This window comes from Collinsella sp. CLA-SR-H006, assembly GCF_040097075.1.
Taxonomy (GTDB): Bacteria; Actinomycetota; Coriobacteriia; order Coriobacteriales; family Coriobacteriaceae; genus Collinsella.
Window position 1 is genome coordinate 37775 of record NZ_JBBNPD010000014.1, and the last position, 24931, is coordinate 62705.

Below are 24931 nucleotides of genomic sequence, written 5' to 3' on the forward strand. Positions count from 1 at the left end.
GGGGCCGCGGGCGTGTGAAAGGAGAGCAGCATGCTGTTCGATGTTTGGGGTAGCGATACCCTTATCCACTGGGCCGGCTGGGCCATGGTCTTTATTGGCCTGATCGTGCTCAACGAGGTCGGCCGCCGCACCAAGCTGGGCGCGGCAATCATCTTTGGCGTGGCTCCGCTGGCCATGACCATCTACTGCGTCGCCATCGCCATCGGCGTTTCGCAGGGTGCCGAGTGGGCACTCACCAACCCCACCCATGTGTACCAGAACAGCTGGTTCCACTACGCCAAGGTATACGCGGCGCTGGCCGGTTGCTGGGGCTTCATTGCCATTAAGTACCAGTGGGGCAAGATCGGCAAGGCGCATTGGTTCCGCGCGTGGCCGTTTGTGATCGTCGCCATCAACATCATGATCGCCGTCGTGTCCGACTTTGAGAGCGCCTATCACTTCTTTGTCCTGGGCCAGTCCACTTGGGTCACCTCCGAAGGCGCTACGCAGCTGGCCGGCTGGAACAACGTGTTCAACGGCATCGCCGGTATCATCAACATCTTCTGCATGACCGGTTGGTGGAGCGTCTACGCCTCCGAGGATCAGACCGACATGCTGTGGCCCGATATGACCTGGGTCTACATCATCGCCTACGATATCTGGAACTTCTGCTACACCTACAACTGCCTGCCCACCCACTCCTGGTTCTGCGGCTTTGCGCTGCTGCTGGCGCCCACCGTCGCCGCCTTTATCTGGAACAAGGGCGGCTGGATCCAGAACCGCGCCTTTACGCTGGCTATTTGGTGCATGTTTGCCCAGGTGTTCCCGTATTTCCAGGAGGAGTCCATCTTTGTGACCCACTCCACGCTCGACCCCGGCGCCGCTACCGCGGTCTCGATCGCCGCACTGGTCGCCAACGTCGCCGCGATCATCTACATCGCCTACCGCGCCAAGAAGCTCGGCCGCAATCCCTACAAGCAGGATGTCTTTGAGGGCACCAGCGATTGGGAGAAGGCCACCGCTCGTCGCGCCAAGGTCGATTACGCTCACGCCGAGTAACATGTTGGTCGCTGTTGGCGCCTGGGCATAGGCCCGCCCGCCAGGTTTTTCATCCAATGCCTCGCAGAGCCCCCGGAAAGCGTTTCGCTCGCTTTTCGGGGGCTTTTGTCGTTGCGTCTCTATTCATCTATTCAAAAACATGCGCATATATAAAATCGGATTTCAAATCATGAGGCGGCTCTATAGGGTCCTGTTTTTGGGTACAGTGTTGTCCCGATATTGAGCTTGGGGGATATATGAAAGATGAGACGACGGGCCAAGAGGACGCGGTCCAAGATGCAGAAGCGTGTGCCGAGGCCCTGGAGAGCCTAGACCGGATTTCGCTTGACGATGTTGCGTTTGACGATTCGAGCGTTGATGTGCAGGATGAGCCGGAAATCGAGGCGCAGCCCGATGATCAGGATACAGGCGACGTTGAGCCTGCCGAGGATGAGGCAGATCACGAAGACACCGAAAGCGAGGCCGACGACCAGCCCGAATCCGACACGGGCGAGGAAACCGTCTTGCTCGACAGCTTGCCGGCCGAGGATTCGCTGACTCGCGAGCTTCCTGGCCTGGGTTCCGCACCAGCCGTGGACGAGACCATCGCCATGGGCGATATACCCCTGCCGTCCGTTCCCTCGGCACGCGAGGCCGAGGTTCGCCATCGCAAGATGTCGCCCAAGCGCCGCAATCTGATGGTCGCCGGTGTCGTGGCCGTCGCGCTCGTCGCCGGCGGTGCAGGCTATGCTGCCTGGAACGGATATCAGCAAGAGCAGGCTGCCACTGTCGCCGCCAATGCCCACACGATGATGTCAGTGCAGATTGGCGTGCATGCCGCGGGCCTCGACTGTTCCACTGGCTCCAAGATTCCCGTACAGGTGAGCGGTCAGGATTCTGACGGCTCCTCCGTGAGCGAAACGCTCTATGTTGACGAGCACGGTCGCGGCATCAAACTGCTGCCCGGCGATTACACGCTCTCCATCGCTGCCTCCCCCATCGCGGCCGACGGCACCATCTATACCGTCCCGACCACCAAGACGCAGGTCACCGTTAAGAGCGATGGACAGGATTTAAGTGCCCAGGCCACCTTTAAGCTCAAGGTGCCTTCGGCCGACACGGTGACTGACGACCAGATCGATGCCGCCGCCAAGTATGCCGAGGAAGGCGGGGTGAACTCCGCCGCGGTCGCAAAGGTGCTCCAGCAGGCGGCAACCGCGCGCCGTGATGCCGCCGTCAACGCCGTGAGCTCCCGCGAGGCACAGGCGGCCCGCGACGCCGATGCTCGACATAAGGCAACGGACCTGTATCAGCTCGATATTCCCGTTGAGTGGTACGGTAAAGTCGCGACTTGGCAAAACGGCAGCACGCTGTGCATCTATCTTGCCGGCGACACGAACACGCCGCTTGTGACGCTTGTCACGGTGCGCGACGGCGAGAGCTTTACGCCCGATGAGGGCGATGCGGTTTTGGGTGCGGCAAACCTCGGCAACGGCTACACCGTCTACGCCAGCGGCCCCGTCTATCCGTACGTGGTGCCCCAGACCATCAACGGGCGCACGCAAGACCCCGTGTCGACCTACCCCATGGACACGGCCATTGAGCTTGTCGAGCTTACGACCGGCAACCGCTACACCTATAGCCAGATCAAGAACGTGCTGGTCGGCAAAGACGGCAAGGCTGACGCCGCGACCAAACTCGAGACCGACTACCTCGCCCAGATTCTCCTGCCGAGTATCAAAGCCCAGGACTAGCCGGGCGCATCATGGTGCTCCCCAACCGTGATGAAGGGGCCAGGAGGTCCTGACCCCACAGGCCCATAGACGATTAGGCAAGGAGCCACTTCCATGCGGGCACAACGTGTACCACACCGTGTTCGCATGGAATATCGGCCTGCTCATCCATGGTAACGATTGCCGACTCGCCAAGATCGAACTGGGCCATCGAGGCATCAAGCGCGGCAATTTCGCGCTCGCGCGTTTTCTCACTTGCCATATCCACACTCACCTGAATCAGGCTATAAGCCCGCATGAGAAGTGCGTCCCCAGCCACAAAGTCCACCTCATGGCTTTTGCTCTTCTCTTTGATCAGCAGGCGGCAGACCGATCCGATCCTCACCGCGGGAGTCCTTCTTCTTAGCGCGTTGAACACTGCGGTCTCGAGCCTCTGGCCCTGGTCCAATGCCGATGCGGGAGAGAATGCTCCAAACATCGCAGGATCGACAGCGTAGACCTTAGACGCAGACCGCATGTTATTTGCCAGTGAACGCGTGAACTCCGGCACGGAGAACAGCAGGTAGGCGTCCTCATAATACTCAAGTAAGTCGCTGAGCGAATTACGACTGACGGGTATCTGCCTGCTCTTGAACTCGTTGTACACTTTGTTCACCGACAGCTCTCGTCCCGAAGATGCCATACACCGCGTTAGGAACAGCGATGCCAAGCGAGGGTTCTTGACGTCGTAACGCTCAACGACGTCCATAGCGACCGTTCGCGAAGCATATTCCTGTAGCAGCTGAATCGCGTCTGCAGGCGTCTGCTCAAGCGTCGCGATGAATCCCCCTCGTTCAAGATATCCGATCAGATGATGTCGAAGCAGCGCTGCATCGCTTGGGGAAAAGGTCGCATCTGGCTCGAAAACGTTCCCCGTCTTATATCGAACGTATTCCGAAAAACTCAACGGAAAAAGCTCCCGTATAAGAGAACGACCCCTGAACTCGCTCTTAAGCTCTGAGGACAGCATCTTAGAAGAAGATCCCGTCACATAGACGGTCGCTTTCTCCGTATCGACTACACGCCGCAGAAACGCACCCCATTCGGGAATTTCCTGGATCTCGTCAAAGAAAATGTAAGCGCCCTCGGTTCGAGCAGCAGGATACAGCGCATAGAACGTGTCGAGCACGTCCGCCAGCAGCGATGACTCATACGGGCGCAAGCGCTCGTCCTCAAAATTAAAGTAAAGCATCCGGTCAAGCTCGACGCCCCGACCCTGAAGCCGCTGCATCTCCTGATACAGGCGATACGTCTTTCCACAACGGCGGGCCCCCACAACCACATTTACGATGTTGTCGCGCTTTGGCTCCTGTGGGTTTCCCAGATCAAGGTCTCGCTCAAAGACCTGCGGAACCCCCTGCTGTTCAAAGTCCTTTATTTTCTGGGCGATCAAGTCGTTGAATGCCATGATTCTCCAATCTTGCTCTCTAGCTAATCAAAATTATACTGATTCTTGATTAATTAGAGAGCAAGATTGTGTGTGGCTTGATTAACACTTAAGCAAGTTTTATCACCGTTATTGCTCCGAAGGATATCGAGTGGCTAAGAGGACAACCGAGCTCGAATGCGACTCCCCGAGCAGTCAATTTGGGACGGGGCTTTTTTGACTACCCTCCCCCTGTAGAACAATCCCCAACGCAGTTGCGGTGAAATAGGGACTGTTTTTGCTGGCCAAACTGCAAAACAGTCCCTATTTCACCGCAACTTATTGGTGGCCTTTTGGGTGGCACTCAGCGCCACGGATCGGCTTCGAACATCGGCTCGCGCTCGGGGCGGCGATCGCTGTAGGGATCGTAGCCGTCGTCGTCCTCGTTCTCGGCACGGATGTAGGGGTCGCGCGGCTTGGGCGCCGGCTTAGGCGCAGGCTTGGGCGCGGCGGGTGCGGCATCGGTCGCCGGCGCGCTTGTCTTGATCTCGTCTTTCATCTGCATATCTCCTTGCCATGCAATCGTGTTCAACATCATCGATTGTCGCACGAAAAAGGGCGGCGGACCCAATTGGATCCGCCGCCCTTGGCGTTTAGAGACGACTGACAGATTTTAAGGCATGGCCCAAAATCTACTCGGCGTCGGGGACCTCGTAGGTGGCCGCCGGCGTGTTATCGCACACGACGGTAAAGCCGCCGTCCTTGTCGACATCGACCGTCACCTGATCGCCCTCGCGCACCGTGCCGTCGATGATGGCGGCGGCGATGGCGTCCACGACCTCGCGCTGGACCAGACGCTTGAGCGGACGGGCACCGAACACGGGGTCCAGGCCGCCCACGGCGAGCATCTGCTTGGCCGCCGGGGTGATGGCAAGCGTCATGCGCTCCTTGGCCAGGCGTGCGCGGACGTCGGCAAGCTGGATGTCGACGATCTTCTCAATCTGCGCCATGCCGAGCGGATGGAACACCACGATATCGTCGATACGGTTGAGGAACTCGGGGCGGAAGGTCTGAGCCATGGCGGCGTCGACCTGATGGCGCATCTCCTCCTCGTCCTTACCGGACAGATCGGCGATGGCTTTGGAGCCCACGTTGGACGTCATGATGATAATCGTGTTCTTGAAGGACACCTGGCGACCCTGGCCATCGGTCAGACGGCCGTCGTCGAGCACCTGCAACAGCACGTTAAAGACATCCGGATGAGCCTTCTCCATCTCGTCGAGCAAGATCACGGAGTACGGACGACGGCGCACGGCCTCGGTAAGCTGGCCGCCCTCGTCGTAACCCACGTATCCCGGGGGCGCACCGATCAGACGCTGGACGCTGAACTTCTCCATGTACTCGGACATGTCGATACGCACGAGTGCGCGCTCGTCGTCGAACAGGCACTCAGCAAGCGCCTTGGCGAGCTCGGTCTTGCCCACGCCGGTGGGGCCCAGGAAGAAGAAGCTGCCGATGGGCTTGTCCGGATCGGAGAGACCCGCACGGCTGCGGCGCACGGCCGCGGCAACGGCGGAGACGGCCTCGTCCTGACCGATGACGCGCTTATGCAGCTCGCCCTCCAGGCCCTTCAACTTGTCGAGCTCGCCCTGCATCATCTTGGAGACGGGCACGCCGGTCCAGGCGCTCACGACCTCGGCGATCTCATCGGAGGTCACCTGCTCGTTGAGGCCCTCGCCGTCCTGCTGCTTTTGTGCCTCGAGCGCGGCCTCGGAATCCTGAATCTGCTGCTGCAGGCCCGGAATCACGGAGTAGCGCAGCTCGGACGCACGGCCCAGGTCGCCGTTGCGCGTCGCGCGCTCCTCTTCGCTCTTGGCCTCGTCAAGCTGCCCCTTGAGCTCCTGCACGTGATCGATGGCGTTCTTCTGGTTGAGCCAGCCGGCCTTTTGCACGTTGAGCTTTTCCTGGACCTCGGCGATCTCCTGACGCAGGGCCTCCAGACGCTCCTTGGAGGCGTCATCGGTCTCCTTCATGAGCGCCTGCTCCTCGATCTGCAGCTGGGTGAGCTGACGCGTGGTGGCGTCGATCTCAACCGGCATGCTGTCGAGCTCCATGCGCAGGCGGCTTGCGGCCTCATCGACCAGGTCGATGGCCTTGTCGGGCAGGAAACGGTCGGCGATGTAGCGATCGGAGAGGTCGGCAGCTGCCACGAGCGCGCTATCGGTGATATGCACACCGTGGAAGATCTCGTACTTCTCCTTCAGACCACGCAGGATCGAAATGGTGTCCTCGACGGTAGGCTCGCTCACCATAACGGTCTGGAAACGACGCGCGAGCGCCGCGTCCTTCTCGATGTACTTGCGGTACTCGTCAAGCGTGGTCGCGCCGATCGCGTGCAGGTCGCCACGGGCAAGCGCCGGCTTCAGGATGTTGCCGGCGTCCATGGAGCCCTCGGTGGCACCCGCGCCCACGATGGTGTGGAGCTCATCGATGAACAGGATGACCTTACCTTCGGACTTCTGTACCTCCTTGAGCACGGCCTTCAAGCGGTCCTCGAACTCGCCGCGGTACTTGGCGCCGGCGACCAGCGCGCTCATGTCGAGCTCGATGAGGTCGCGATCGCGCAGGGTGCTCGGCACGTCGCCGGCCACGATACGCTGGGCGATGCCCTCGACGATGGCCGTCTTGCCGACGCCCGGCTCACCGATGAGCACGGGGTTGTTCTTGGTGCGGCGGGACAGGACCTGGATGGTGCGGCGAATCTCATCGGTACGGCCGATGACCGGGTCGAGCTTGCCGGCGCGGGCGAGGTCGCAAATGTTGCGACCGTACTGCTCCAGCGCCTCAAACTGCGTCTTGTCCTCGGCGGACGTCACGCGGTCATCGCCGCGCAGCTCCTCGTAGACTTGCTCGATGCGCTCCTTGGTGACGCCTGCGTCGCGCAGAACGCGGCCGGCCTCGCCCTTGTCCTCGGCAAGTGCCATCAGCAGATGCTCGGTCACCACAAAGCTGTCGCCCATCTTGGTGGCCTTCTTCTCGGCCTTCTCGATGACGCGGACGAGCTCGTTGGACAGGCCCATCTGCTGGCCCTCGCCCGAAACCTTGGGCGCGTGGTCGATGGCATCTTGCGTGGAGCGTGCGAGCTGGGCCGGGTCGGCACCGATGCGCTCGATGATCACGGAGATATTGCGCTCGCCGGCACCGAGCAGGGCGGACAGCAGGTGAATCGGCTCCACCGCGCCGGCCTGCGCGTCGGCAGCCGTGCTCATGGCGGTCTGCAGCGCCTCGCGCGACGTCATTGCTAGCTTATCGATTCTCATGGAATCACCTCTCTTGGGGCGGCCGCCCTACGGGGCGGCTTCACGTTGTTCGAGAAGTATTGTTGCCAGCTTTGTACGATCTTATACACAAATCTAAGTCTCTATATATAAGATTTTCTGAGTGCCCCCACGACATGCAAACCACCACAAAGGTGCCTGTCCCCTTTGTGGTGGTCCAGAGAAGAATCAGCCCCGATTAAAAGAGGAGGCATCAAGCCCGGTCTACGTTTGGCGATCCCAAGACCCAACGAGAACGCAGCGATGGAATCGAGAACCGACAATAGCCCGTTCGCACAGATAGAGGCGGAGATTCAAGGTCAGAGTCCGGCTTAAACGGCTTAGCTATCGCACGTCACAACGTTCTCGTTGTCCTCCCTATCGTATTTATAGTGCTTACTGTGAAAATAGTGAGTTTAGTGAGAATAGTATCGCTCAAGACTCGTGGACTCAATTATTGACCTCTCGCCCAGAATGAGTGGGGCAAATATTCCTATTAGAGGTCAAATCGAAGCCCAATAGGGCCTTTTCGCCCCGTCATTTCGACCGATCGCTTTCTTTTGAATATTGTCGTAAGCTGGTATCACTTATCTTAATGAATTCATACTGTTTGCGAGGTACCCGCCGTGAAACGCTCCACCTATATCGGCCTGCTCGTCTTAGCGTTTGCAATTACCGCAGTCGGCGTGGGCATTATCTATCTCGCATTTCTCCCTGCCTCGGCAACGCAGGCGGCGGTTGAAACCGTAAGCTACCCCATCGAAATCCTCACCGATATCGTCAAACCCGATTCAATCACCGTCGATTTCGACGGTACGCCCGCAGCGCTTGGGGTCAGTAACTATCCCCGAATCGAACTTGGAGCCACGCGCTATACCCAAGATGAGCAGCTTATCGGCAAGGCAACCAGTTTACTCAAAGGCAAGACGTTTAAGCGATGGTACGGCGCCGCAATATATCGAGCCAAGAACGGCCAAATGGTTGGCGGGTATTATTCGACCCTTGAGCTCGATGCGGCAAACGGGAGCAGATTGTGCAACGTCTCATACGACCCCGGCTACGTGGACAATGAAGGACCGGGGGTCTATATCTCGGATGGCGACGTAATCTACGTCATGGAGGGCGACCAGACGGCAGTCGTCGATTTTATGGATCGGTGTACCGAGGATGCCTACGAACAAACTTGCGAGCCCGATCCACAGACAGCGCGCGACAGTGGCTCAGCACGCACTTGGCTATTTGACGATGAAATAACCTGGGCCCCATCGAAATAAGGACCCGCCGGGCAGGCACCTTTGTGGTGCTTCTCGGTTTCGACGGCCAGCTGTCACACGTTATGAGATTAAAATTGAATTGTTAGCTGAGATTATTCATTTGTCATCGAGCTTGTCTGCTCTTTGTCTCGAGGAGCGCATATGAAGCCGCCTCATTCCACCGGTCGCAACGTCATCGCCATTCTCGCCATACCCATCGTTATGCTCTTCCTTATCGTCGCCACGCCCTTTTCCCTTGGCATCGCCTCGCCCTTCGATTTATGCGGAATGGTCGACGCTGGCTCGCGTGCCACCTCGCTCTCCTTTATCTGCCGCGGTGTTTTCTACGAAGATAGAATTCCCACCGGACTTTGGCAGTCCAAGTTACCGTTGCTCGGCCAGGTCGACGGATGCTCTCCTTATTTCTGCCTTGACCCTCAGGCGATGAATTATCTGATCGACGACCAGCCTCTTGACTCCATCACCCTCGCTTACGACTATGCTCCAAACACCGACGAGCGCCATATGAACCAAGTCCTCGACAAGCTGCTTGGGCAGTGCGGGCTCACCGAGGAGGCCGGTCGAACCATCTATAGCGACCGGAAATTAAAGCGAACAGAACTCCGCCGTATCGGAAAAATCCAAGGGCGAAGCGGGGCTGCCTACTGGCAGGCCTGGGCGACACGCGACAAGAGCGAATTCGGGCACAGCACCTATACGGTCACTGTCTACACCAAAGACGGAATTAAGGACAATGTTGACGATTTCGCGTCATCCAAACTCGGCATCCCCAAAACAACCAAGCCCGCCAGCCCAGATGAAATTCTCTAGAGCCGCCCATTAACATGCCGCTCAACGATCACAACAACATCGAGCTCGTCCCCACCGCCACAAAGGTGCCCGCCCCCTTTGTGGCAGTTTTCGACTCTGGCACTCGACTGTCTCGATCTGTAACATCTAGCGGCCCTTTTCGATCCTAGATGTTACAGATTGAGATGAAATGATCGGCGGCGATCGTTTGTCTCAATCTGTAACAGCCGCTCGTCAAATAGGGGCCCAGATGTTACAGGTCGAGACAAACGGAACCACCGCAAAGGCGCCTACCCCTTCGTGGTGGTTTTCGACAAAAAGAAGCCGCCCCAATAAAAGGAGGCGGCATCAAACAAGTCTATTTATTAGCGCCCCTCAAGACCCAACGAGAACGTCGCGGTAGCCCCGGCCACACCTTTCCCTCGGGCGACCCTCGCGAAGCGCGTGAGCACGAGGGAAAGGTGTGGCCCCGGGCGGACAATTAAGTGCGTTACTCGGCAGCTGCCTTGAACTTGTTGTAGTTGATCAGGCAGCCAGCCTTGACGATGGCACGCTCCTCTGCCGTCATATCGGCAATGTAGAGCTCAATCTGCTCGACCGCACCATCGGCGCGCACCACGTAGGCGGCGATGCCCTTCAGGTCGCCATCGAGCGCGGCGCGGATACCCGGCACAAAGACGTAGTCGCCCACCTCAAAGCTGGGCTCGGCCTCCATCTGGAAGGGCACCATGCCCCAGTTCATCACGTTGGAGCGATAGCGCTTGGTGGCGTACTCGTGGACGATGTTGGCCAGGCCGCCAATTACGCGCTGGCAGCTCGCGGCCTGCTCGCGGGCAGAACCGTCACCGGGCTTCTTGGCATAGAGCATGGAGCCGTACTCAGTCGCCTTGGCATCGGCCGCGACACCCGCGCCGGTCAGCGCCTCAAACACGCTGGCAAGCTCGGCATCGAGTGCCACCAGGTCGCCCGCTGCCTCGCCGGCAACGCGGCGCTTTTCCACCGCGTCGACCTCCTTGGAGCGGCCCACGTAGGCAGGGTCGCGACGGCTGAGCGTAAACTCGGCCAGACCCAGCGGGTTGGAGCGGAAGGAGCTCGTCTCGCCCGAGGGAATGAGCTCGTCGGTCGTAGTGACCGGGTCCATGATCTTGGAGCACACCTTGAGCAGGATGTCGTCGCCGAGAGGCTCCATCGCGGGCCACGGCTTGATGTTGGGGCCCTCGACCAGCTCGTCGGCCGGCTCAGCCTTGCCAAAGCCCCAGTACACGCGCTTCTTGTACGGCGCGTCGTCAAAGGTGTACTCGCAGGCCTCGTCCCAAATCTCCTCGGGCAGGTCGGTCGCCGGCGTCAGGACGCCGCCGTTGGCAGCCGTCGCCGCAATGGAGCGGGCGTCCATCAGGGCCACGGCGCTCAGCTGACCGTTGCCCGGCTTGGAACCCTCGCGATTGGGGAAGTTGCGCGTGGTGTGGCGGATCGAAAGGCCGTTGTTGGCAGGCGTGTCGCCGGCGCCGAAGCACGGGCCGCAGAATGCCGTGCGCACAATCGCGCCGGCCTCCATAAGGTCGTAGATGTAGCCGCGGCGTGTAAGCTCGAGTGCCACGGGCTGGCTCGTGGGATAGACCGACAGCGAGAACTCGCCGCAGCCGGTGTTAGCGCCCTTGAGCACGCGAGCAGCCTGGACCACGGAGTCGTAGTTGCCGCCCGAGCAGCCGGCGATAACGCCCTGCTGCACGTGCAGCTTGCCGTCGACGATCTTGTCGAGCAGGCTAAAGTGCGTCTTGCCCTCGCCGATCTTGGCGGCCTCGAGCTCCACCTCATGCAGGATGTCCTCGAGGTTCTCGTTGAGCTCGTCGATCTCAAAGCCGTTAGAAGGATGGAACGGCAACGCGATCATGGGCTTGATACTCGACAGATCGACTTCGACGCAGCCGTCGTAGTAGGCAACATCGGCGGGCTTGAGCTCGCGGTAGTCCTCGCCGCGACCGTGCATGGTCAAAAACGCGTGCGTGTCCTCGTCGGTGGCCCAGATGCTCGACAGGCAGGTGGTCTCGGTGGTCATGACGTCGACGCCGTTGCGGTAGTCGGTCGTCATGCTCGCGATACCGGGGCCCACGAACTCCATAACCTTGTTCTTAACGTAACCCTTGGCAAAGACGGCACGGATGATGGCGAGTGCCACATCGTGCGGGCCGACGCCGGGGCGCGGGGCGCCCGTGAGGTAGATGGCGACGACACCGGGATAGGCGACATCGTAGGTGTCGCGCAGCAGCTGCTTTGCCAGCTCGCCACCGCCCTCGCCCACGGCCATGGTGCCCAGAGCGCCGTAGCGGGTGTGCGAGTCGGAGCCCAAGATCATCTTGCCGCAGCCGGCGAAGTTCTCACGCATAAAGGAATGGATGACCGCGATATGGGGCGGAACGAAGATGCCGCCGTACTTTTTGGCAGCCGAGAGGCCAAAGACGTGGTCGTCCTCGTTGATGGTGCCACCCACGGCACACAGCGAGTTATGGCAGTTGGTAAGCACGTAGGGCAGCGGGAACTGCTCCATGCCCGAGGCACGCGCCGTCTGGATGATGCCGACAAAGGTGATGTCGTGGCTCGCCATGGCATCGAAGCGAATCTTGAGCGCCTCGGGGTCGCCGGACGTATTGTGTGCCTGAAGGATCGAATACGCGATGGTGCCGCGCTTGGCATCCTCGGGTGTCTGCGTAATGCCGCGCTCAGCGGCCTCGGCCGCAGGCACAACCTCGCTGCCGCCGCGCAGGTAGATGCCGTCCTCGTACAGCTTGACCATACTGTCTCCCACTCTGCCCAAAAGATTTGGGCGCATAGCATACATTCGTTCAATATCGTGCCATAGAACGGTTGCGAGTGGGTTACGAATCTACACGTTCACTTTATCTCAGTAAAGCAAAGGACGAGCCCCTTGCATCACTCTCTGGACAAGGAGTGTCCCAAAGTGCCGGCACAAAAGGAACGTCCCCAAGTGCCAAGTGCCGCAAGAATGTCCCCTTTGACCAGTCATTTAAGAACGTCCCCAATGACTACCGCATCCGGAGCAAGGCAACGCCGCAGGTAGAGGACGGACAGCGAGCGACGTCCAGAGCGAACAAGTTGGCATGAAAAAGGCAAGGTATAGACCTTCTGGTCATGCCTTGCCTTTTGAATGACAAATTGTCGCTCTGGGCGGCGCGCAGCGTCGGCCCGTTACGCGGTTTGGTAAAACCGCGTAACTACAAATCCCCGCCGGCGCCCAGCAGCTTGCGCATGACTTGCTCGGGGTTAACTGAGCCGTCGCGCGGGGCCAGAGCGGTGATCTTCTTTTGCATCTTGTACTCGTGCAGCTCGTCCTCGAGCTGGCGCACGCGGGCGCGGAGCTTCTCGTTCTCGCGTTCGCGCTCCTCGGCACGCTCCTTCATATCGAGGATGCGCACCACGCCGGCAAGGTTGATGCCCTCGTCGGTCAGCTGGTTGATGAGTTCCAGGCGCTCGATATCGGCACGCGAATACAGACGCGTGTTACCGCCCGAGCGCTGGGGGTTCACCAGTCCCTTGGACTCGTAGACGCGCAGAGTCTGCGGATGCATGCCGGTCAGCTCGGCCGCCACACTGATCATGTACAGCGGTTTGTTCCTATTGTCCTCGGCCATGCTACCTGACCCCTTTCCGTCTCGTTATCGTCCATCATAAGCCCGCGGGCGCGGGCGTGCGCCACGACCGCCCTAGTACGTCGCCTTGTAACGGTTGACCTTCTCGCGATAGTCGCGCGTGTCGGCCTCACGCAACTTGGTCATGGCGTCGCGCTCATCATCGGATAGGTTCGTGGGGACCTGCACCTTGATCTCGACGAGCAGCGCGCCCGTACGGCCACGGTGCTTAACGTCGGGCGCCCCCATCTCCTTAAAGCGGAACTTCTTGCCCGTCTGGGTACCCGCGGGCACCTTCAGACGAACCGTCGCACCGCCGGGCGTGGGCACGTCCACCGTGCAGCCGAGCGCCGCCTCGTAGACCGAGACCGGTACCTCCATAGTCACGTCGGCACCTTTACGCTTAAACAGCGGATGCTCCTCCACGTGCGTGGTCACGACCAGGTCGCCGCGCTCGCCGCCGGCAACGCCGTACTCGCCGCGACGCTTGTAGCGCAGCTTGCCACCGTCGACCGCGCCCGCAGGCACTGAGACCGTAATTGTCTGTTGCTCGCCCGTCGAGGGAATGCGGTAGGTGACCTTGTGCGTCACGCCGCGAAACGCGTCCTCGGCCGAAACATCGACGGTCAACGACAGGTCGCCGCCCTTGCGAGCACGGCTGCGGCCCGCGCCGGCACCGGCAGCGCCCGCAGCCCCGGCAAAGCCCGAGCCCCAATCGCTGCCCCAGGCGCCGTTGCCGCTAAAGATGCTGTCGAAGATATCGCCCCAGCCGCTGGCGCCTGCGCCGGCACCGTAGCCGCCGCCATACGCGCCGCCCGCGCCCGGCATGCCGCCAAACATGAGCATCTGGTCGTACTCTTTGCGCTTCTTCTCGTCCGAAAGCGTCTCGTAGGCCTCGCTGATCTCCTTGAACTTGGCCTCGTCGCCGCCGGCATCGGGGTGATATTTTTGCGCGAGCTTGCGAAACGCGCTCTTGATCTCTTTGTCGGAGGCGCTCTTGGATACGCCCAGGATGTCATAGAAGGTTTTGCCTGCAGCCATCGTAGCTCCTCTCCTGTTACGTCCGCCGCCCATGCAGACGACGGCTCATGCTTTCATATGGCACTAGGCCAGAAAGGGCCCCGGGTGTTGCCCCGGGGCCCTTCTCAATTACTCCTCGGTGCTCTCGGCCGTATCGGCCGTAGCATCCTCGGGCGCCGCTTCGGGCTCCGGTGCGGGGCGCTTCTCGCCACCGTAGGTCACCGTCACCATCGCGGAACGCAGGATGCGATCCGCCATGCGGTAGCCCTTCTGGTACACATCGTTGACGGTCTCGTCATACTGCGATGCGTCCTCGACGCGACCCACGGCCTGATGCTCGAGCGGATCGAACGCCTCGCCCTTGGGGTCGATGGGCTCAACGCCCTCGTGCGCAAACACATCGAGCAGCTTGGCATGTACCGCGTCAACGCCATCGACGAACTGCTTAAAGTCGTCGGAAAGCTCTTGACTGCGGGCATGGTCGATCGCGCGCTCGATATCGTCGATCACCGGCAGCAGCGCGGTGACGAGCTTCTCGGTCGCGCGCTCGCGCTCGGCGATACGCTCATTGGCGGTGCGGCGACGGAAGTTCTCCCAGTCGGCCTGCAGACGGGCGGTACGCTCGGTGGCGTCCTTTGCCTTGTCCTCGGCGGCCTTCTGAGCCTCTGCCGCAGCATCGAGCTCATTGCGCACGTCGGCAAGCTCTTTCTGAGCCTGCTCGAACTTGAGCTTAAAGTCGTTGTCGGCGGCTTCCTCACCGGCGCGGATAGCGGCTTCCACCATCTCGTCCTCGGTCATCGTCGCCTCCTTGTTGGAATCCTCTACCTGGTTCTCGGCAGCCTCGGCGGCCTCGGCCTCGTTGGCCTCGGTATCGTCGACGGCCTCTACGGGAATCTTCACGTCCTTCTCCTCAGAGTCAACGGGGGCGGCGCCAGCGGCAGCCGCCTCCGTGCGAGCTTTACGGGCGGACATGATTACTTGTCCTCGTCGTCCACAACCTCGTAGTCGGCGTCGACGACGTCATCGTCGGCAGGCTGGGCACCGGCGGCACCGTCGGTCTGCTGCTGAGCGTCGGCGTAGACAACCTGAGCCAGCTCGTAGGCCACAGACTGCAGGGACTCGCCGGCGGCCTTGATGGCCTCGACGTCAGAGCCCTCGAGCGCCTTCTTGGCGTCGGCGATAGCGGCCTCGGCCTTGGACTTCACGTCGGCGGAAACCTTGTCGCCCAGCTCGTTGAGGGTCTGCTCGGTGGAGTAGCACAGACTGTCGGTCTGGTTGCGGACCTCGACCTCTTCCTTCTGCTTCTTGTCCTCCTCGGCATGAGCCTCGGCGTCCTTGACCATACGATCGACTTCGTCGTCGGACAGAGCAGTGGAGCCGGAAATGGTGATCTGCTGCTCCTTGCCGGTGCCCTTGTCCTTAGCGGAGACCTTGACGATACCGTTGGCGTCGATGTCGAAGGTGACCTCGATCTGCGGCACGCCGCGGCGGGCAGCCGGGATACCGGTCAGCTGGAACTTACCGAGCGACTTGTTGTCGCGGGCAAGCTCGCGCTCGCCCTGGAGCACGTTAATCTCGACGCTGGTCTGGTTGTCGGCAGCGGTGGAGTAGACCTCGGTCTTGGAGGTCGGGATCGTGGTGTTGCGGTCGATCATCTTGGTCATGATGCCGCCCATGGTCTCGACGCCCAGCGACAGCGGGGTAACGTCGAGCAGCAGGATGCCCTCGACGTCGCCGGTGAGCACGCCGCCCTGGACGGCAGCGCCGTCGGCAACGACCTCGTCGGGGTTCACGGACATGTTGGGCTGCTTGCCGGTCATGGTCTTGACGAGCTCCTGGACGGCGGGCATACGGGTGGAGCCGCCGACGAGGATGACCTCGGTCAGATCGGAGAGCTTAAGCTTGGCGTCGCGCAGGGCATTGGTGACAGGCTGCTTGCAGCGCTCGAGCAGGTCGCGGGTGATCTTCTCGAACTCGGCGCGGGTCAGCGTGTAGTTGAGGTGCAGCGGGCCGGACTGGTTCATGGTAATGAACGGCAGGTTGATGGTGGTCTGCTGGGCGGCGGAGAGCTCCTTCTTGGCGTTCTCGGCGGCCTCCTTCAGACGCTGCAGGGCCATGGGGTCCTGACGCAGGTCGACACCGTTCTCCTGCTGGAACTTATCGGCCATCCAGTCGATGACGCGCTGATCCCAGTCGTCGCCGCCCAGGTGGTTGTCGCCCGAGGTGGACAGAACCTCAAACACGCCGTCGGCGAGGTCGAGGATGGAGACGTCAAAGGTGCCGCCACCCAGGTCGAAGACCAGGATGCGCTGGTCGGTGCCCTGCTTGTCCAGGCCATAGGCCAGGGCAGCAGCGGTCGGCTCGTTGACGATACGCTTGACGTTGAGGCCGGCGATCTTACCGGCGTCCTTGGTGGCCTGACGCTGGGCGTCGTTGAAGTAGGCCGGGACGGTGATGACGGCGTCGGTGACAGTCTCGCCCAGATACTTCTCGGCGTCGGCCTTCATCTTGGCGAGCGTCATGGCGCTCACCTGCTCGGCGGTGTAATCCTTGCCCTCGATGTCGACGACGGCACGGCCACCCTGGCCCTCCTTGACCTCGTACGGCACGGTCTTGATCTCGGAGGTGCACTCGGAGTACTTGCGGCCCATGAAGCGCTTGATGGAGAACACGGTGTTCTTGGGGTTGGTGACAGCCTGGTTCTTAGCGGCCTTACCCACGACGCGGTCGCCGTCGGCACGGAAGCCCACGACGGACGGGGTGGTGCGGTCGCCCTCGGCGTTCACGATAATGGTCGGAGAACCGCCCTCGAGGACGGCCATTGCGGAGTTAGTAGTACCAAGGTCGATACCAAGAATCTTGCCCATTAGAAATTCCCTCTCTCTTGTGCGTTTGCACCGACTCGGCGGTCTGCCGAGCGGTGTTTCGGCTTGTCTTTCAGGATGTAGTGTATCCCCTTATGGGCCGGAATATACAAAATCTAAGTCAATTCATATAAGATTTCTTATTGCCGAGAGTTTAGGTTCGCAAATATGCAGGTAGACGCACTGTTTGAGTTCTCGGCAAATCTATCGAGATCTATGTAGAGATGGCTGAGGTTTGCGTCCGGGGGTGCCTGGGGGCCGTCTTGCGGAAAGCTCATCCCGGTTTGAGCGTGGATTCCGGGTCGCAGTTTCCATCTGAAGGCTCAACCGGAAACCGTATCCCGTTTTGAGAGCTGATACCGGGTCGCAGTTTCCGCTAGCGGGCCTAACCGGAAACTGCAACCCGTTTTTCGACAAAATAATGGGATGCGGTTTCCGCAAGCACGCTCAATCGCCCTATATTTCAAGTCACCTTTAGCTAACATTTATGCAGCTCAACGGCCCCACCTGCGCGTTTTTTAGTAAACCTTGGCATACTCGGCGAACGGTATGAAGATGCCGGCCAGAGGGTATTGCAAACGGTCGCTCCCGTGGTATGTTTTTGCCCGAATCAAACCGGCGCGCATCGCCTGTAGCGTCGGTCAACAGAGAGGAAACTACCATGGCTCATCCCGTAATTGATGCCGACGAGTGCATCGCTTGTGGCGTTTGCGTCGACTCCTGCCCCGCTGGCGTTCTGGAGCTCCAGGACGTCGCTACCGTCGCTGACGAGGACTCCTGCGTCGCCTGTGGCGCTTGCCAGGACGCTTGCCCCGCTGGCGCGATCACCGAGATCGTCGAGGAGTAACAACTCCCCCACTTGCACACTCAAAAGTACACCGTGCACAAAAAAAGGAGGCTTCCGCATCGCCGCGGAGGCCTCCTTTTGCATATGTGGGCAGCTAATTTGGAGCGGGACCCTTGGCAGTTGCGGTGGAATAGTTCCTGTTTTATGTCTTGGATGCCGATTTTAGGAACTATTTCACCGCAACTTATAGATGCGGCGTCGACTAGGACAAATCGTCTTCGTAGGGCATCAGGTCTGCTAGGTAGCCTTTTTCCTTGAGCATCGCCTCGATCTCGTCGAGGGTCTGTTCGTCCTCCGCCGCAATGCGATGGAAGTGGTAGCCGCTGGTCACCGTCAGCAGCGGAAAGCTCTTGCCGCTCTCGATATCGCGCAGATAGCGCTCGACATCGCGACGATTGCGGATGTCCAGGTCGGCCGTAATCTTACCGTACACGCGGTGATTGACAATCACGTTGAGCACGGCGCCGCCGGCGTCGACGATACTCGTGAGCTCATCGCCTGCCTGCTCCACGCTGTGGCGAACCTTGACCAAGCGCGTAGGCACGGCGGGGCTGCTGGGGGCCTCCTGCAGCACGTAGCCGCGGTTGGTCGCCACGATATCGTGCCCATCGGCGCGCAGCAGGGCGATGTCCTGCACCACGATCTGGCGGCTCACACCCACCTCGCGGGCAAGCGCGCTGCCCGATACGGGCCCCTTGGCCCCCTCGAGCACGGCCATGATGGCACGGCGACGCTCGCGGGCGTTCATTATTTACCGTCCAGCAGACGCAGGTGCTTAAGCGAGAGGTCGAGGATCGGCGCGGAGTGCGTCAGGGCGCCCGAGCTAATAAAGTCAACGCCCAGGTCGGCAAGCGCGCGGATATTGCTGGCATCCACGTTGCCCGAGCACTCGGTCTTGGCGCGGCCGGCGATAAGTTCAATAGCGGCGGCCATGTCGTCATGGGTCATGTTGTCGAACATGATGATGTCGGCACCGGCCTCCACGGCCTCGCGCACCATGTCCAGGTTCTCGCACTCGATCTCGACCGTCGTGGTAAACGACGCATGGGCGCGCGCCATCTCGATCGCGCGCGCCACGCCACCGGCGGCATCGATGTGGTTGTCCTTGAGCATGACGGCCGTCGACAGGTTGTAGCGGTGGTTGCTACCGCCGCCAATCTCAACCGCCGCCTTTTCAAACACACGCATACCCGGCGTGGTCTTGCGCGTGTCGACGAGCACGGTCTTGGTACCCTCGAGCGCCGCGGCCATGCTGTGCGTGTAGGTAGCGATGCCGCTCATGCGCTGCAGGTAGTTGAGTGCCACGCGCTCGCCCGAAAGCAGCACGCGCGCATCGCCGCGCACCTGACCCACATGGTCGCCGGCGTGCACCTCGTCGCCATCGGCAACATCAAACAGCACCGAGCTCTGCGAATCCAGCAGCTCAAAGGTGCGAGCGAACACATCCAGTCCCGCAATGATGCCGTCGGCCTTGGCGATGAGCTCCACCGTGGCGGGGCGCGCCGTGGGGCACACGCTCGCCGTGCTCACGTCCTCAAACGTAATGTCCTCGCGCAGAGCTTGCAGAATCAGATCATCGACGACGAGCTTCATGGTAATGGGATTCATGGTCTACTCCTCCACGGCCTGCGTGCCGGCGGCACGGGCCAAATCATCGATTGCCAGGGTGTCGGCACTCAGGGCGCGATGACGGCCATCGAGCGCGGGATCGCCCGCCTGCTCCACGGCCAGCGACTCGCCGGTACGCATGTACCACGCGGCGCGACGACCCCAGACCAGTGCTTCGAGCAGACTGTTTGATGCAAGGCGGTTCTTGCCGTGAACGCCGTTGCAGGCCGTCTCGCCCGCGGCGTAGAGTTCGGGCATCGAGGTGCGGCCGTCCTTGTCGACCCACACGCCGCCCATAAAGTAGTGCTGCGTCGGCGTAACGGGAATGGGCTCGTCCAAGATGTCGCGGCCGTCCTCCAGGCAGCGCGCGCGAATGTTGGCAAAGTGCCCGGTCACCACGTCACGCTCGACGGGGGCAAAGCTCAGCCACTCGTGCTCGGTGCCGTCCTGCTTCATCTGCTCGCGGATGGCGGCGGCGACAACGTCGCGCGGCTGCAACTCGTCGGTAAAACGCTCGCCGGCGGCGTTGAGCAAAATCGCGCCCTCGCCGCGGCAGCTCTCGCTGATCAGGAACGTGCGGCCCGGCTGCGGCGAGAACAGCCCCGTGGGGTGAATCTGCACGTAGTCCAGGTGCTCCATCTTAATGCCATGCTCCTGAGCAATGTAGCAGGCATCGCCCGTGAGCTGCGGGTAGTTGGTCGAATGGTCGTATACGCCGCCGATGCCGCCCGTTGCCCACAGCGTGTGGCGGGCATGGATCTTAAACGGCTCGCCGGCATGCGCGCCCTCGGCGGCATTTACCAGCTCGTCGGCGGGACGAACCGAGTTGTTCTCGTCCACGGGAACGGCGACGATACCGGTGCACACCGTGGCGCCGTCACGCTCGCCCGTCAGGATGTCGGTCATGGCCACGTGCTCCAAAATCTGCACGTTGTCCAGCTTGCGAACGGCCTGGAGCAGTTTGGTCGTGATCTCCTTGCCCGTAATGTCGGCATGGAAGGCAATGCGCGGACGGCTGTGCGCGCCCTCGCGGGTAAAGTCGAGGCTGCCGTCGGCCTTGCGCTCAAAATCCACGCCCATCGCTAGCAGGTCGTTGATGACCGAACGGCTCGAGCGGATCATGATGTCGACGCTCTCGCGGCGGTTCTCGTAGTGACCGGCGTGCATGGTGTCCTCAAAGAAGGCATCATAGTCCGAGCCCTCGGGCAGCACGCAGATGCCGCCCTGCGCGAGCATCGAATCGCACTCATCGACCGCGCCCTTGGAGAGCATGATCACGCGCGTGCTCGTCGGCAGATTGAGGGCCGCGTACAGACCCGCCACGCCGCAGCCGGCAATGACGACGTCGCACTCCATATCGGGGTATTGCTTGGTTTCCACAGGAATCCTCTCCCTTGTAATGTGGCATAAGGGACCGTCCCTCATGCAACATTGTTCTAGCGTGCTGCGTACTCGAGCATGCGGTCGAGCGTGAGTTTGGCCTGGTCGGCAGCCTCGTCCGACACGCCGATCTGCACCTCGCCCTCACCCGTCTCCAGGCAGCGCACGAGCTTTTCGAGCGTGATGAGATCCATGTTGACGCAGGTGGGCTGCACCACGGGGAAGTAGAACTTCTTGCCGGTGCCCTGGCAGCGGCGCTCGAGTTCGTAGAGCACGCCGCGGACCGTCACGATAATGAACTCGCTCGCGTCGGACTCCTCGGCATACTTGATGATGCCGGCGGTGGAGCCGATGTAGTCGGCCTCGGCCAGGACGTCGGCCTTGCACTCGGGGTGCGCCAGCACGAGCGCGTCGGGGTGGGCCTCCGTCGCGTCGACGATCTGCTCGACGGTGATGATGTGATGGCGCGGGCAGTAGCCGTTGTTGAGGATGACGTGCTTTTGCGGCACCTGCTCGGCTACGAAGCGTCCCAGGTTTTGGTCGGGAATGAACAGGATATGCTGCTGCGGCAGCTCGGACACGATCTTAACGGCGTTGGAGCTGGTGACGCACACGTCGCTCCAGCTCTTGATCTCGACCGTGGAGTTGACGTAGCACACCACGGCCAGGTCGTCGCCGTACTCGGCGCGCGCCGCGTCGACCGTCTCGCGCTTGACCATGTGCGCCATGGGACAGTCCGCGCCCGGCTCGGGCAGCAGCACGGTCTTAGTGGGATTGAGCAGCTTGGCGCTCTCGCCCATAAACTCCACGCCGCACAACACGATGGTCTGCTGCGGCAGGCTTTTGGCGAGCTTTGCCAGGTAGAAGCTATCGCCGACGTAATCGGCAACGGCTTGAACCTCGGGCGCCACGTAATAGTGCGCCAGGATCACCGCGTCACGTTGGGTTTTTAGTTGATGAATGGCCTCGACGAGCTCTGCGGGCACCAGTGCCGCACGCTCCGTTGCCGTCGTTGCCGATGCCAGGCCGGCCGCGATATCGCGTGCAAGCTCCGACGCATCCATGTTCGCGCTCTGTGCCATCAAGGCCCCTCTCTTTTGGCGAATCTTGGGGCTTTAGTATGACACCTAGGTTTACAGCTGACAAGACAGCTGTAAACCTAGGTGTAAAGTTGAAATAAAGATTCAATCATGTGGCAGGTCCATATTCGAACTGGCAAGCTGAGGATAGCTGAGCTCTCGATGGCGCAGGAGGCATCTTTCGCCACCGCAATACCGCTTGGCGCGAGTTGCACGCCGTGGGGCGCAAACGGTCCGCACCCCCACAAGCGGTCCGCACCCAATGTGGCAAAATCGAACTACTAAGGGGGCTTAGAATGCTCAAGATTATTGCCTGCGACGATGATGTCGCTTTTCTAGATAGACTGCACCGGATGATCGACCGTTGGTCGACCGAGACGGGCACGACGGTCGATGTTGCGCTCGTCACGCGCGGCGAGGACCTGCTGGCCCGCCATGCCGCATCGCGCGCCGACATCATTCTGCTCGACATGATCATGCCGCTCGTCAACGGCATGGACACCGCACGCGAACTGCGCCAGGCCGACACCGCCGTGCGCCTGGTGTTCCTCACCTCGTCGCCCGAGTTCGCGCTGGAATCCTACGAGGTCCGCGCCTTCGACTATCTGCTCAAGCCCGTGACTTACGAACGCCTGGCGCGATTACTCGACGAGCTTTCGAGCATGCGCCCGGCGGCAACCGACGAGCTCGTGATCAAAACTTCCTTTGGCTACCACGCCCTGCGCCTGTCCGACATCGAATATGCCGAGGCGCGCAACAAGCACGTGGTCTTCCACCTGCGCGACGGACGCGATATCGAGGCACTCGAGTCGTTCCGCAGCGTCGAGGACCGCTTGGAGCAAAACGCGGTCTTCTTTAAATGCCACCGCAGCTACCAGGTCAACCTGCGCAATATCGATCACTTTGACCGCACGGACATCGTCATGCGCTCGGGCGCGTGCATCCCGCTTTCGCGCAGCTGCAAGCAGGGATTCCAAGACGCCTACTTTGCGGCGCGCTTTGAGGGTGGGAGACACTGATGGTCTCCTCGGCCGAAATGGTCCTTTGGGCAATCCACCACGCCACGACGCTGCTCTTTGGCGTCTTTGCCTCGACGGCACTGTGCGGTGTCGAGATCAACCGGCGTCATGCGCTTGAACTGGTGTTGGTCGGTGCCGTAACCGGATGCGCATTTGGCCTCGCCAATGCCGTCGGCGGCGAGCTTTTTGCCCGCCAGGTATATCCGCTCGTCGTGCATCTGCCGCTCGTCATCTATTTGTGTGCGCGCTACCGCCTGAGCCCGCTGCTTGCCGCGCTCGGCATTACGAGTGCTTATCTGAGCTGCCAGTTCAGCAATTGGATGGGCATCGCCGCATTTGCCGCAACCGACTCGCAGATCGCGTACTATCTGGCGCGTATCGCGACCACACTCGCCGTCTTTGCCGTCCTGTTGCATTGGGCCGGCGACATCGGTCCACGCTTGGCGATTAAAAGCACCACCGAGCTGGGCATCCTTTTAATCCTGCCGCTCGTCTATTACGTCTTTGACTATGCCACCAACGTCTACACCACGCTGTTCCACTCGGGCTCGGTGGTGACGGTTGAGTTTTTGGCATTTGCGCTCTGTGCCTTCTATCTTATGTTTCTTGCCGTTTACCTGCGCGAATACGAAGAAAAGGAAACCGCCGAGCGAGAGCGCTGGATGCTCGAAACCCGCGACAGCGCCGCCATCAAAGAGCTCGAGGCTTGGCGTCAATCTGGGCGCGAGCTGTCGATTCTGCGCCACGACATGCGCCACTTCCTACGCGGCCTGGCCGCTTTAATTGAGGAGGGCCACACCGACGAGGCGCTCGATCGCATCGACGAACTCTGCGAAGCCGGCGACCGCACCGCCGTACGCCGCTTCTGCGCCAACGAGACCGTAAACATCGCGCTTTCGTCATTTAACTCGGATATCAATAGAAACGGCATTACCGCCAACCTGCGCGCCGCCGTACCCGAAACCATCCACGTAGGTGACGCCGACCTGTTTAGCGTGCTCTCAAATGCCTTGGAAAACGCTATCACCGCCGCAAGCGCCGCACCCCAAGGAAAGCGATTCGTCGACTTTGACCTGCGATTAGAGGACGGCCAGCTGCTGCTGTTAGTTTCCAACACGTTTGACCGCGCGCCGCGCATGGTCGACGGCATGCCCGTGACCCGGCATGCGGGCCACGGCTTTGGCACCAGGAGCATCAAACTTGCCGTGGAGCGCATGAACGGCAACTGCCAGTTCCGCATTAACGGCGATCGGTTTGAGCTGCGCGCCGTGATGTAAGGGCGCGGGCGCGACGGATTTGCGTTCCGCGGGTACGGCCCGTCCGCTCGGGGTCGTTTGTCGACGCGGGCTCGCTACAGCGGAGCGGCCGCCGGGGTCAGTTGCTTGATGTATGCCCACATGCGCTGCTTAGCGGCCTTGTCGGTGAGTGCCGCCTCAAAGCCGTCGAGCGCGAGCACGCGGCGGCCCTGCACATGGGCGACCAGGCCGGGCTTGAGCATGGCGGTGTCGAAGTCATCGATCGCCACGAGCATATCGGCGTAGGTCTCGCGCATGGTATCGGCCGCGCGATCGTCCAGCAGCAGGACCGCCTCGGGGTCCAAGGCCTCGAGCGCCTCGCGGAACAGCTCGCACGGCAGAGTCTCGCCCACTGTGACCGCTCCGTCACCCACGCCGGCGACGCTTGCCAGTACGCAAAAATCCTCGGGCGCGTAGCCGATGGCCCCAAGCGCCTTGCGCAACGCCGCGCCATCCGGGCCGGCGGCAAGCTCGCCACCCGAACGCTCGGCCTCGTCCAAATCGCCTTTGACCAGCACGATCGGCGAGCACGCGTTGCCCGCGATACGCACGCCACGGACCGCAAGCGATGTGAGCTCCTGCTCGGCCGCCTGGGCGATGGCTTCTTTTTTCTGGCTTTGTGACGTGGACATGCGCTCTC

At 61.0% G+C, this 24931-nt stretch carries 20 protein-coding genes; 7 read left to right on the forward strand and 13 right to left on the reverse strand.

Going from position 1 to position 24931, the window contains the following annotated elements; all coding sequences use genetic code 11:
• Positions 1–30 precede the first annotated feature (30 nt).
• Positions 31–1038 (forward strand): DUF5692 family protein, encoded by a 1008-nt coding sequence (locus AAA069_RS08340; protein WP_152068161.1) that lies wholly within the window; start codon positions 31–33, stop codon positions 1036–1038.
• Between the two features lie 236 nt (positions 1039–1274).
• The gene (locus AAA069_RS08345; protein ID WP_349128087.1) at positions 1275–2771 is read left to right on the forward strand and encodes a hypothetical protein; all 1497 of its coding nucleotides are present in this window, start codon (positions 1275–1277) and stop codon (positions 2769–2771) included.
• Between the two features lie 73 nt (positions 2772–2844).
• Here the strand turns inward: AAA069_RS08345 and AAA069_RS08350 are convergent, their stop codons facing one another.
• The 3 genes from AAA069_RS08350 to clpB all read right to left on the reverse strand — a co-directional run bounded on the left by AAA069_RS08350 (position 2845) and on the right by clpB (position 7475).
• On the reverse strand, positions 2845–4197 hold the full coding sequence (locus AAA069_RS08350; protein WP_349128088.1) for an ATP-binding protein: 1353 nt from the start codon (positions 4195–4197) through the stop codon (positions 2845–2847).
• A gap of 322 nt (positions 4198–4519) precedes the next feature.
• Positions 4520–4714, reverse strand: a complete 195-nt coding sequence (locus AAA069_RS08355; RefSeq protein ID WP_229066879.1) for a hypothetical protein — start codon at positions 4712–4714, stop codon at positions 4520–4522.
• Between the two features lie 133 nt (positions 4715–4847).
• Positions 4848–7475 carry an ATP-dependent chaperone ClpB gene (gene clpB / locus AAA069_RS08360; protein ID WP_055310051.1) on the reverse strand — a complete coding sequence of 876 codons (2628 nt, stop codon included), beginning with the start codon at positions 7473–7475 and terminating at the stop codon, positions 4848–4850.
• Positions 7476–8098: 623 nt separating this feature from the next.
• Here clpB and AAA069_RS08365 point away from each other — a divergent pair.
• On the forward strand, positions 8099–8746 hold the full coding sequence (locus AAA069_RS08365; protein ID WP_349128089.1) for a hypothetical protein: 648 nt from the start codon (positions 8099–8101) through the stop codon (positions 8744–8746).
• 141 nt (positions 8747–8887) lie between these two features.
• Positions 8888–9556, forward strand: a complete 669-nt coding sequence (locus AAA069_RS08370) for a hypothetical protein (RefSeq protein WP_349128090.1) — start codon at positions 8888–8890, stop codon at positions 9554–9556.
• 469 nt (positions 9557–10025) lie between these two features.
• Here the strand turns inward: AAA069_RS08370 and AAA069_RS08375 are convergent, their stop codons facing one another.
• The 5 genes from AAA069_RS08375 to dnaK form a co-directional block, all read right to left on the reverse strand.
• Positions 10026–12326, reverse strand: a complete 2301-nt coding sequence (locus tag AAA069_RS08375; RefSeq protein WP_349128091.1) for a hydratase — start codon at positions 12324–12326, stop codon at positions 10026–10028.
• 439 nt (positions 12327–12765) lie between these two features.
• Positions 12766–13182 (reverse strand): helix-turn-helix transcriptional regulator, encoded by a 417-nt coding sequence (locus tag AAA069_RS08380; protein ID WP_006235210.1) that lies wholly within the window; start codon positions 13180–13182, stop codon positions 12766–12768.
• 72 nt (positions 13183–13254) lie between these two features.
• The gene (locus tag AAA069_RS08385; protein WP_006235211.1) at positions 13255–14220 is read right to left on the reverse strand and encodes a DnaJ C-terminal domain-containing protein; all 966 of its coding nucleotides are present in this window, start codon (positions 14218–14220) and stop codon (positions 13255–13257) included.
• A gap of 108 nt (positions 14221–14328) precedes the next feature.
• Entirely contained in the window at positions 14329–15171 is an 843-nt protein-coding gene (locus tag AAA069_RS08390) for a nucleotide exchange factor GrpE (RefSeq protein WP_271737415.1), read from the reverse strand.
• A gap of 2 nt (positions 15172–15173) precedes the next feature.
• The gene (gene dnaK, locus AAA069_RS08395) at positions 15174–17066 is read right to left on the reverse strand and encodes a molecular chaperone DnaK (protein ID WP_006235214.1); all 1893 of its coding nucleotides are present in this window, start codon (positions 17064–17066) and stop codon (positions 15174–15176) included.
• Between the two features lie 658 nt (positions 17067–17724).
• Between dnaK and AAA069_RS08400 the strand changes: the two genes are divergently transcribed.
• Positions 17725–17910, forward strand: a complete 186-nt coding sequence (locus tag AAA069_RS08400; protein WP_006235216.1) for a 4Fe-4S binding protein — start codon at positions 17725–17727, stop codon at positions 17908–17910.
• Between the two features lie 202 nt (positions 17911–18112).
• Here AAA069_RS08400 and AAA069_RS08405 read toward each other — a convergent pair whose 3' ends face one another.
• From AAA069_RS08405 to nadA, 4 genes are read right to left on the reverse strand one after another with little or no spacing between them, the layout of a single operon-like run.
• The gene (locus AAA069_RS08405) at positions 18113–18658 is read right to left on the reverse strand and encodes a transcription repressor NadR (protein ID WP_006235217.1); all 546 of its coding nucleotides are present in this window, start codon (positions 18656–18658) and stop codon (positions 18113–18115) included.
• The gene (nadC, locus tag AAA069_RS08410; RefSeq protein ID WP_349128092.1) at positions 18658–19518 is read right to left on the reverse strand and encodes a carboxylating nicotinate-nucleotide diphosphorylase; all 861 of its coding nucleotides are present in this window, start codon (positions 19516–19518) and stop codon (positions 18658–18660) included. Before nadC ends, AAA069_RS08405 begins: the two co-directional genes overlap by 1 nt.
• A gap of 3 nt (positions 19519–19521) precedes the next feature.
• Positions 19522–20898 (reverse strand): FAD-binding protein, encoded by a 1377-nt coding sequence (locus tag AAA069_RS08415; RefSeq protein ID WP_349128093.1) that lies wholly within the window; start codon positions 20896–20898, stop codon positions 19522–19524.
• Between the two features lie 56 nt (positions 20899–20954).
• The gene (gene nadA / locus AAA069_RS08420; protein ID WP_138341715.1) at positions 20955–21980 is read right to left on the reverse strand and encodes a quinolinate synthase NadA; all 1026 of its coding nucleotides are present in this window, start codon (positions 21978–21980) and stop codon (positions 20955–20957) included.
• Between the two features lie 293 nt (positions 21981–22273).
• Between nadA and AAA069_RS08425 the strand changes: the two genes are divergently transcribed.
• Together AAA069_RS08425 and AAA069_RS08430 are read left to right on the forward strand one after the other, a co-directional pair.
• Positions 22274–22996 carry a LytTR family DNA-binding domain-containing protein gene (locus AAA069_RS08425; protein ID WP_349128094.1) on the forward strand — a complete coding sequence of 241 codons (723 nt, stop codon included), beginning with the start codon at positions 22274–22276 and terminating at the stop codon, positions 22994–22996.
• Positions 22996–24273 (forward strand): GHKL domain-containing protein, encoded by a 1278-nt coding sequence (locus AAA069_RS08430; RefSeq protein WP_349128095.1) that lies wholly within the window; start codon positions 22996–22998, stop codon positions 24271–24273. Before AAA069_RS08425 ends, AAA069_RS08430 begins: the two co-directional genes overlap by 1 nt.
• A 74-nt stretch (positions 24274–24347) precedes the next feature.
• On the opposite strand, the gene AAA069_RS08435 is transcribed toward AAA069_RS08430, so the two are convergent.
• Positions 24348–24923, reverse strand: coding sequence for a hypothetical protein (locus AAA069_RS08435; RefSeq protein ID WP_349128096.1), 576 nt, complete (start codon positions 24921–24923; stop codon positions 24348–24350).
• Positions 24924–24931: the final 8 nt, after the last annotated feature.

Excerpts from the sequence above, each read along its gene's own strand:
- AAA069_RS08385 (WP_006235211.1), bottom strand. The coding sequence starts at position 14,220 with ATGGCTGCAGGCAAAACCTTCTATGACATCCTGGGCGTATCCAAGAGC.
- AAA069_RS08425 (WP_349128094.1), top strand. The coding sequence starts at position 22,274 with ATGCTCAAGATTATTGCCTGCGACGATGATGTCGCTTTTCTAGATAGA.
- AAA069_RS08355 (WP_229066879.1), bottom strand. The coding sequence starts at position 4,714 with ATGAAAGACGAGATCAAGACAAGCGCGCCGGCGACCGATGCCGCACCC.
- AAA069_RS08405 (WP_006235217.1), bottom strand. The coding sequence starts at position 18,658 with ATGAACGCCCGCGAGCGTCGCCGTGCCATCATGGCCGTGCTCGAGGGG.
- AAA069_RS08390 (WP_271737415.1), bottom strand. The coding sequence starts at position 15,171 with ATGTCCGCCCGTAAAGCTCGCACGGAGGCGGCTGCCGCTGGCGCCGCC.
- AAA069_RS08340 (WP_152068161.1), top strand. The coding sequence starts at position 31 with ATGCTGTTCGATGTTTGGGGTAGCGATACCCTTATCCACTGGGCCGGC.
- AAA069_RS08350 (WP_349128088.1), bottom strand. The coding sequence starts at position 4,197 with ATGGCATTCAACGACTTGATCGCCCAGAAAATAAAGGACTTTGAACAG.
- AAA069_RS08430 (WP_349128095.1), top strand. The coding sequence starts at position 22,996 with ATGGTCTCCTCGGCCGAAATGGTCCTTTGGGCAATCCACCACGCCACG.
- AAA069_RS08435 (WP_349128096.1), bottom strand. The coding sequence starts at position 24,923 with ATGTCCACGTCACAAAGCCAGAAAAAAGAAGCCATCGCCCAGGCGGCC.
- AAA069_RS08345 (WP_349128087.1), top strand. The coding sequence starts at position 1,275 with ATGAAAGATGAGACGACGGGCCAAGAGGACGCGGTCCAAGATGCAGAA.
- AAA069_RS08400 (WP_006235216.1), top strand. The coding sequence starts at position 17,725 with ATGGCTCATCCCGTAATTGATGCCGACGAGTGCATCGCTTGTGGCGTT.
- dnaK (WP_006235214.1), bottom strand. The coding sequence starts at position 17,066 with ATGGGCAAGATTCTTGGTATCGACCTTGGTACTACTAACTCCGCAATG.
- AAA069_RS08380 (WP_006235210.1), bottom strand. The coding sequence starts at position 13,182 with ATGGCCGAGGACAATAGGAACAAACCGCTGTACATGATCAGTGTGGCG.
- AAA069_RS08370 (WP_349128090.1), top strand. The coding sequence starts at position 8,888 with ATGAAGCCGCCTCATTCCACCGGTCGCAACGTCATCGCCATTCTCGCC.
- AAA069_RS08375 (WP_349128091.1), bottom strand. The coding sequence starts at position 12,326 with ATGGTCAAGCTGTACGAGGACGGCATCTACCTGCGCGGCGGCAGCGAG.
- nadC (WP_349128092.1), bottom strand. The coding sequence starts at position 19,518 with ATGAATCCCATTACCATGAAGCTCGTCGTCGATGATCTGATTCTGCAA.
- nadA (WP_138341715.1), bottom strand. The coding sequence starts at position 21,980 with ATGGCACAGAGCGCGAACATGGATGCGTCGGAGCTTGCACGCGATATC.
- clpB (WP_055310051.1), bottom strand. The coding sequence starts at position 7,475 with ATGAGAATCGATAAGCTAGCAATGACGTCGCGCGAGGCGCTGCAGACC.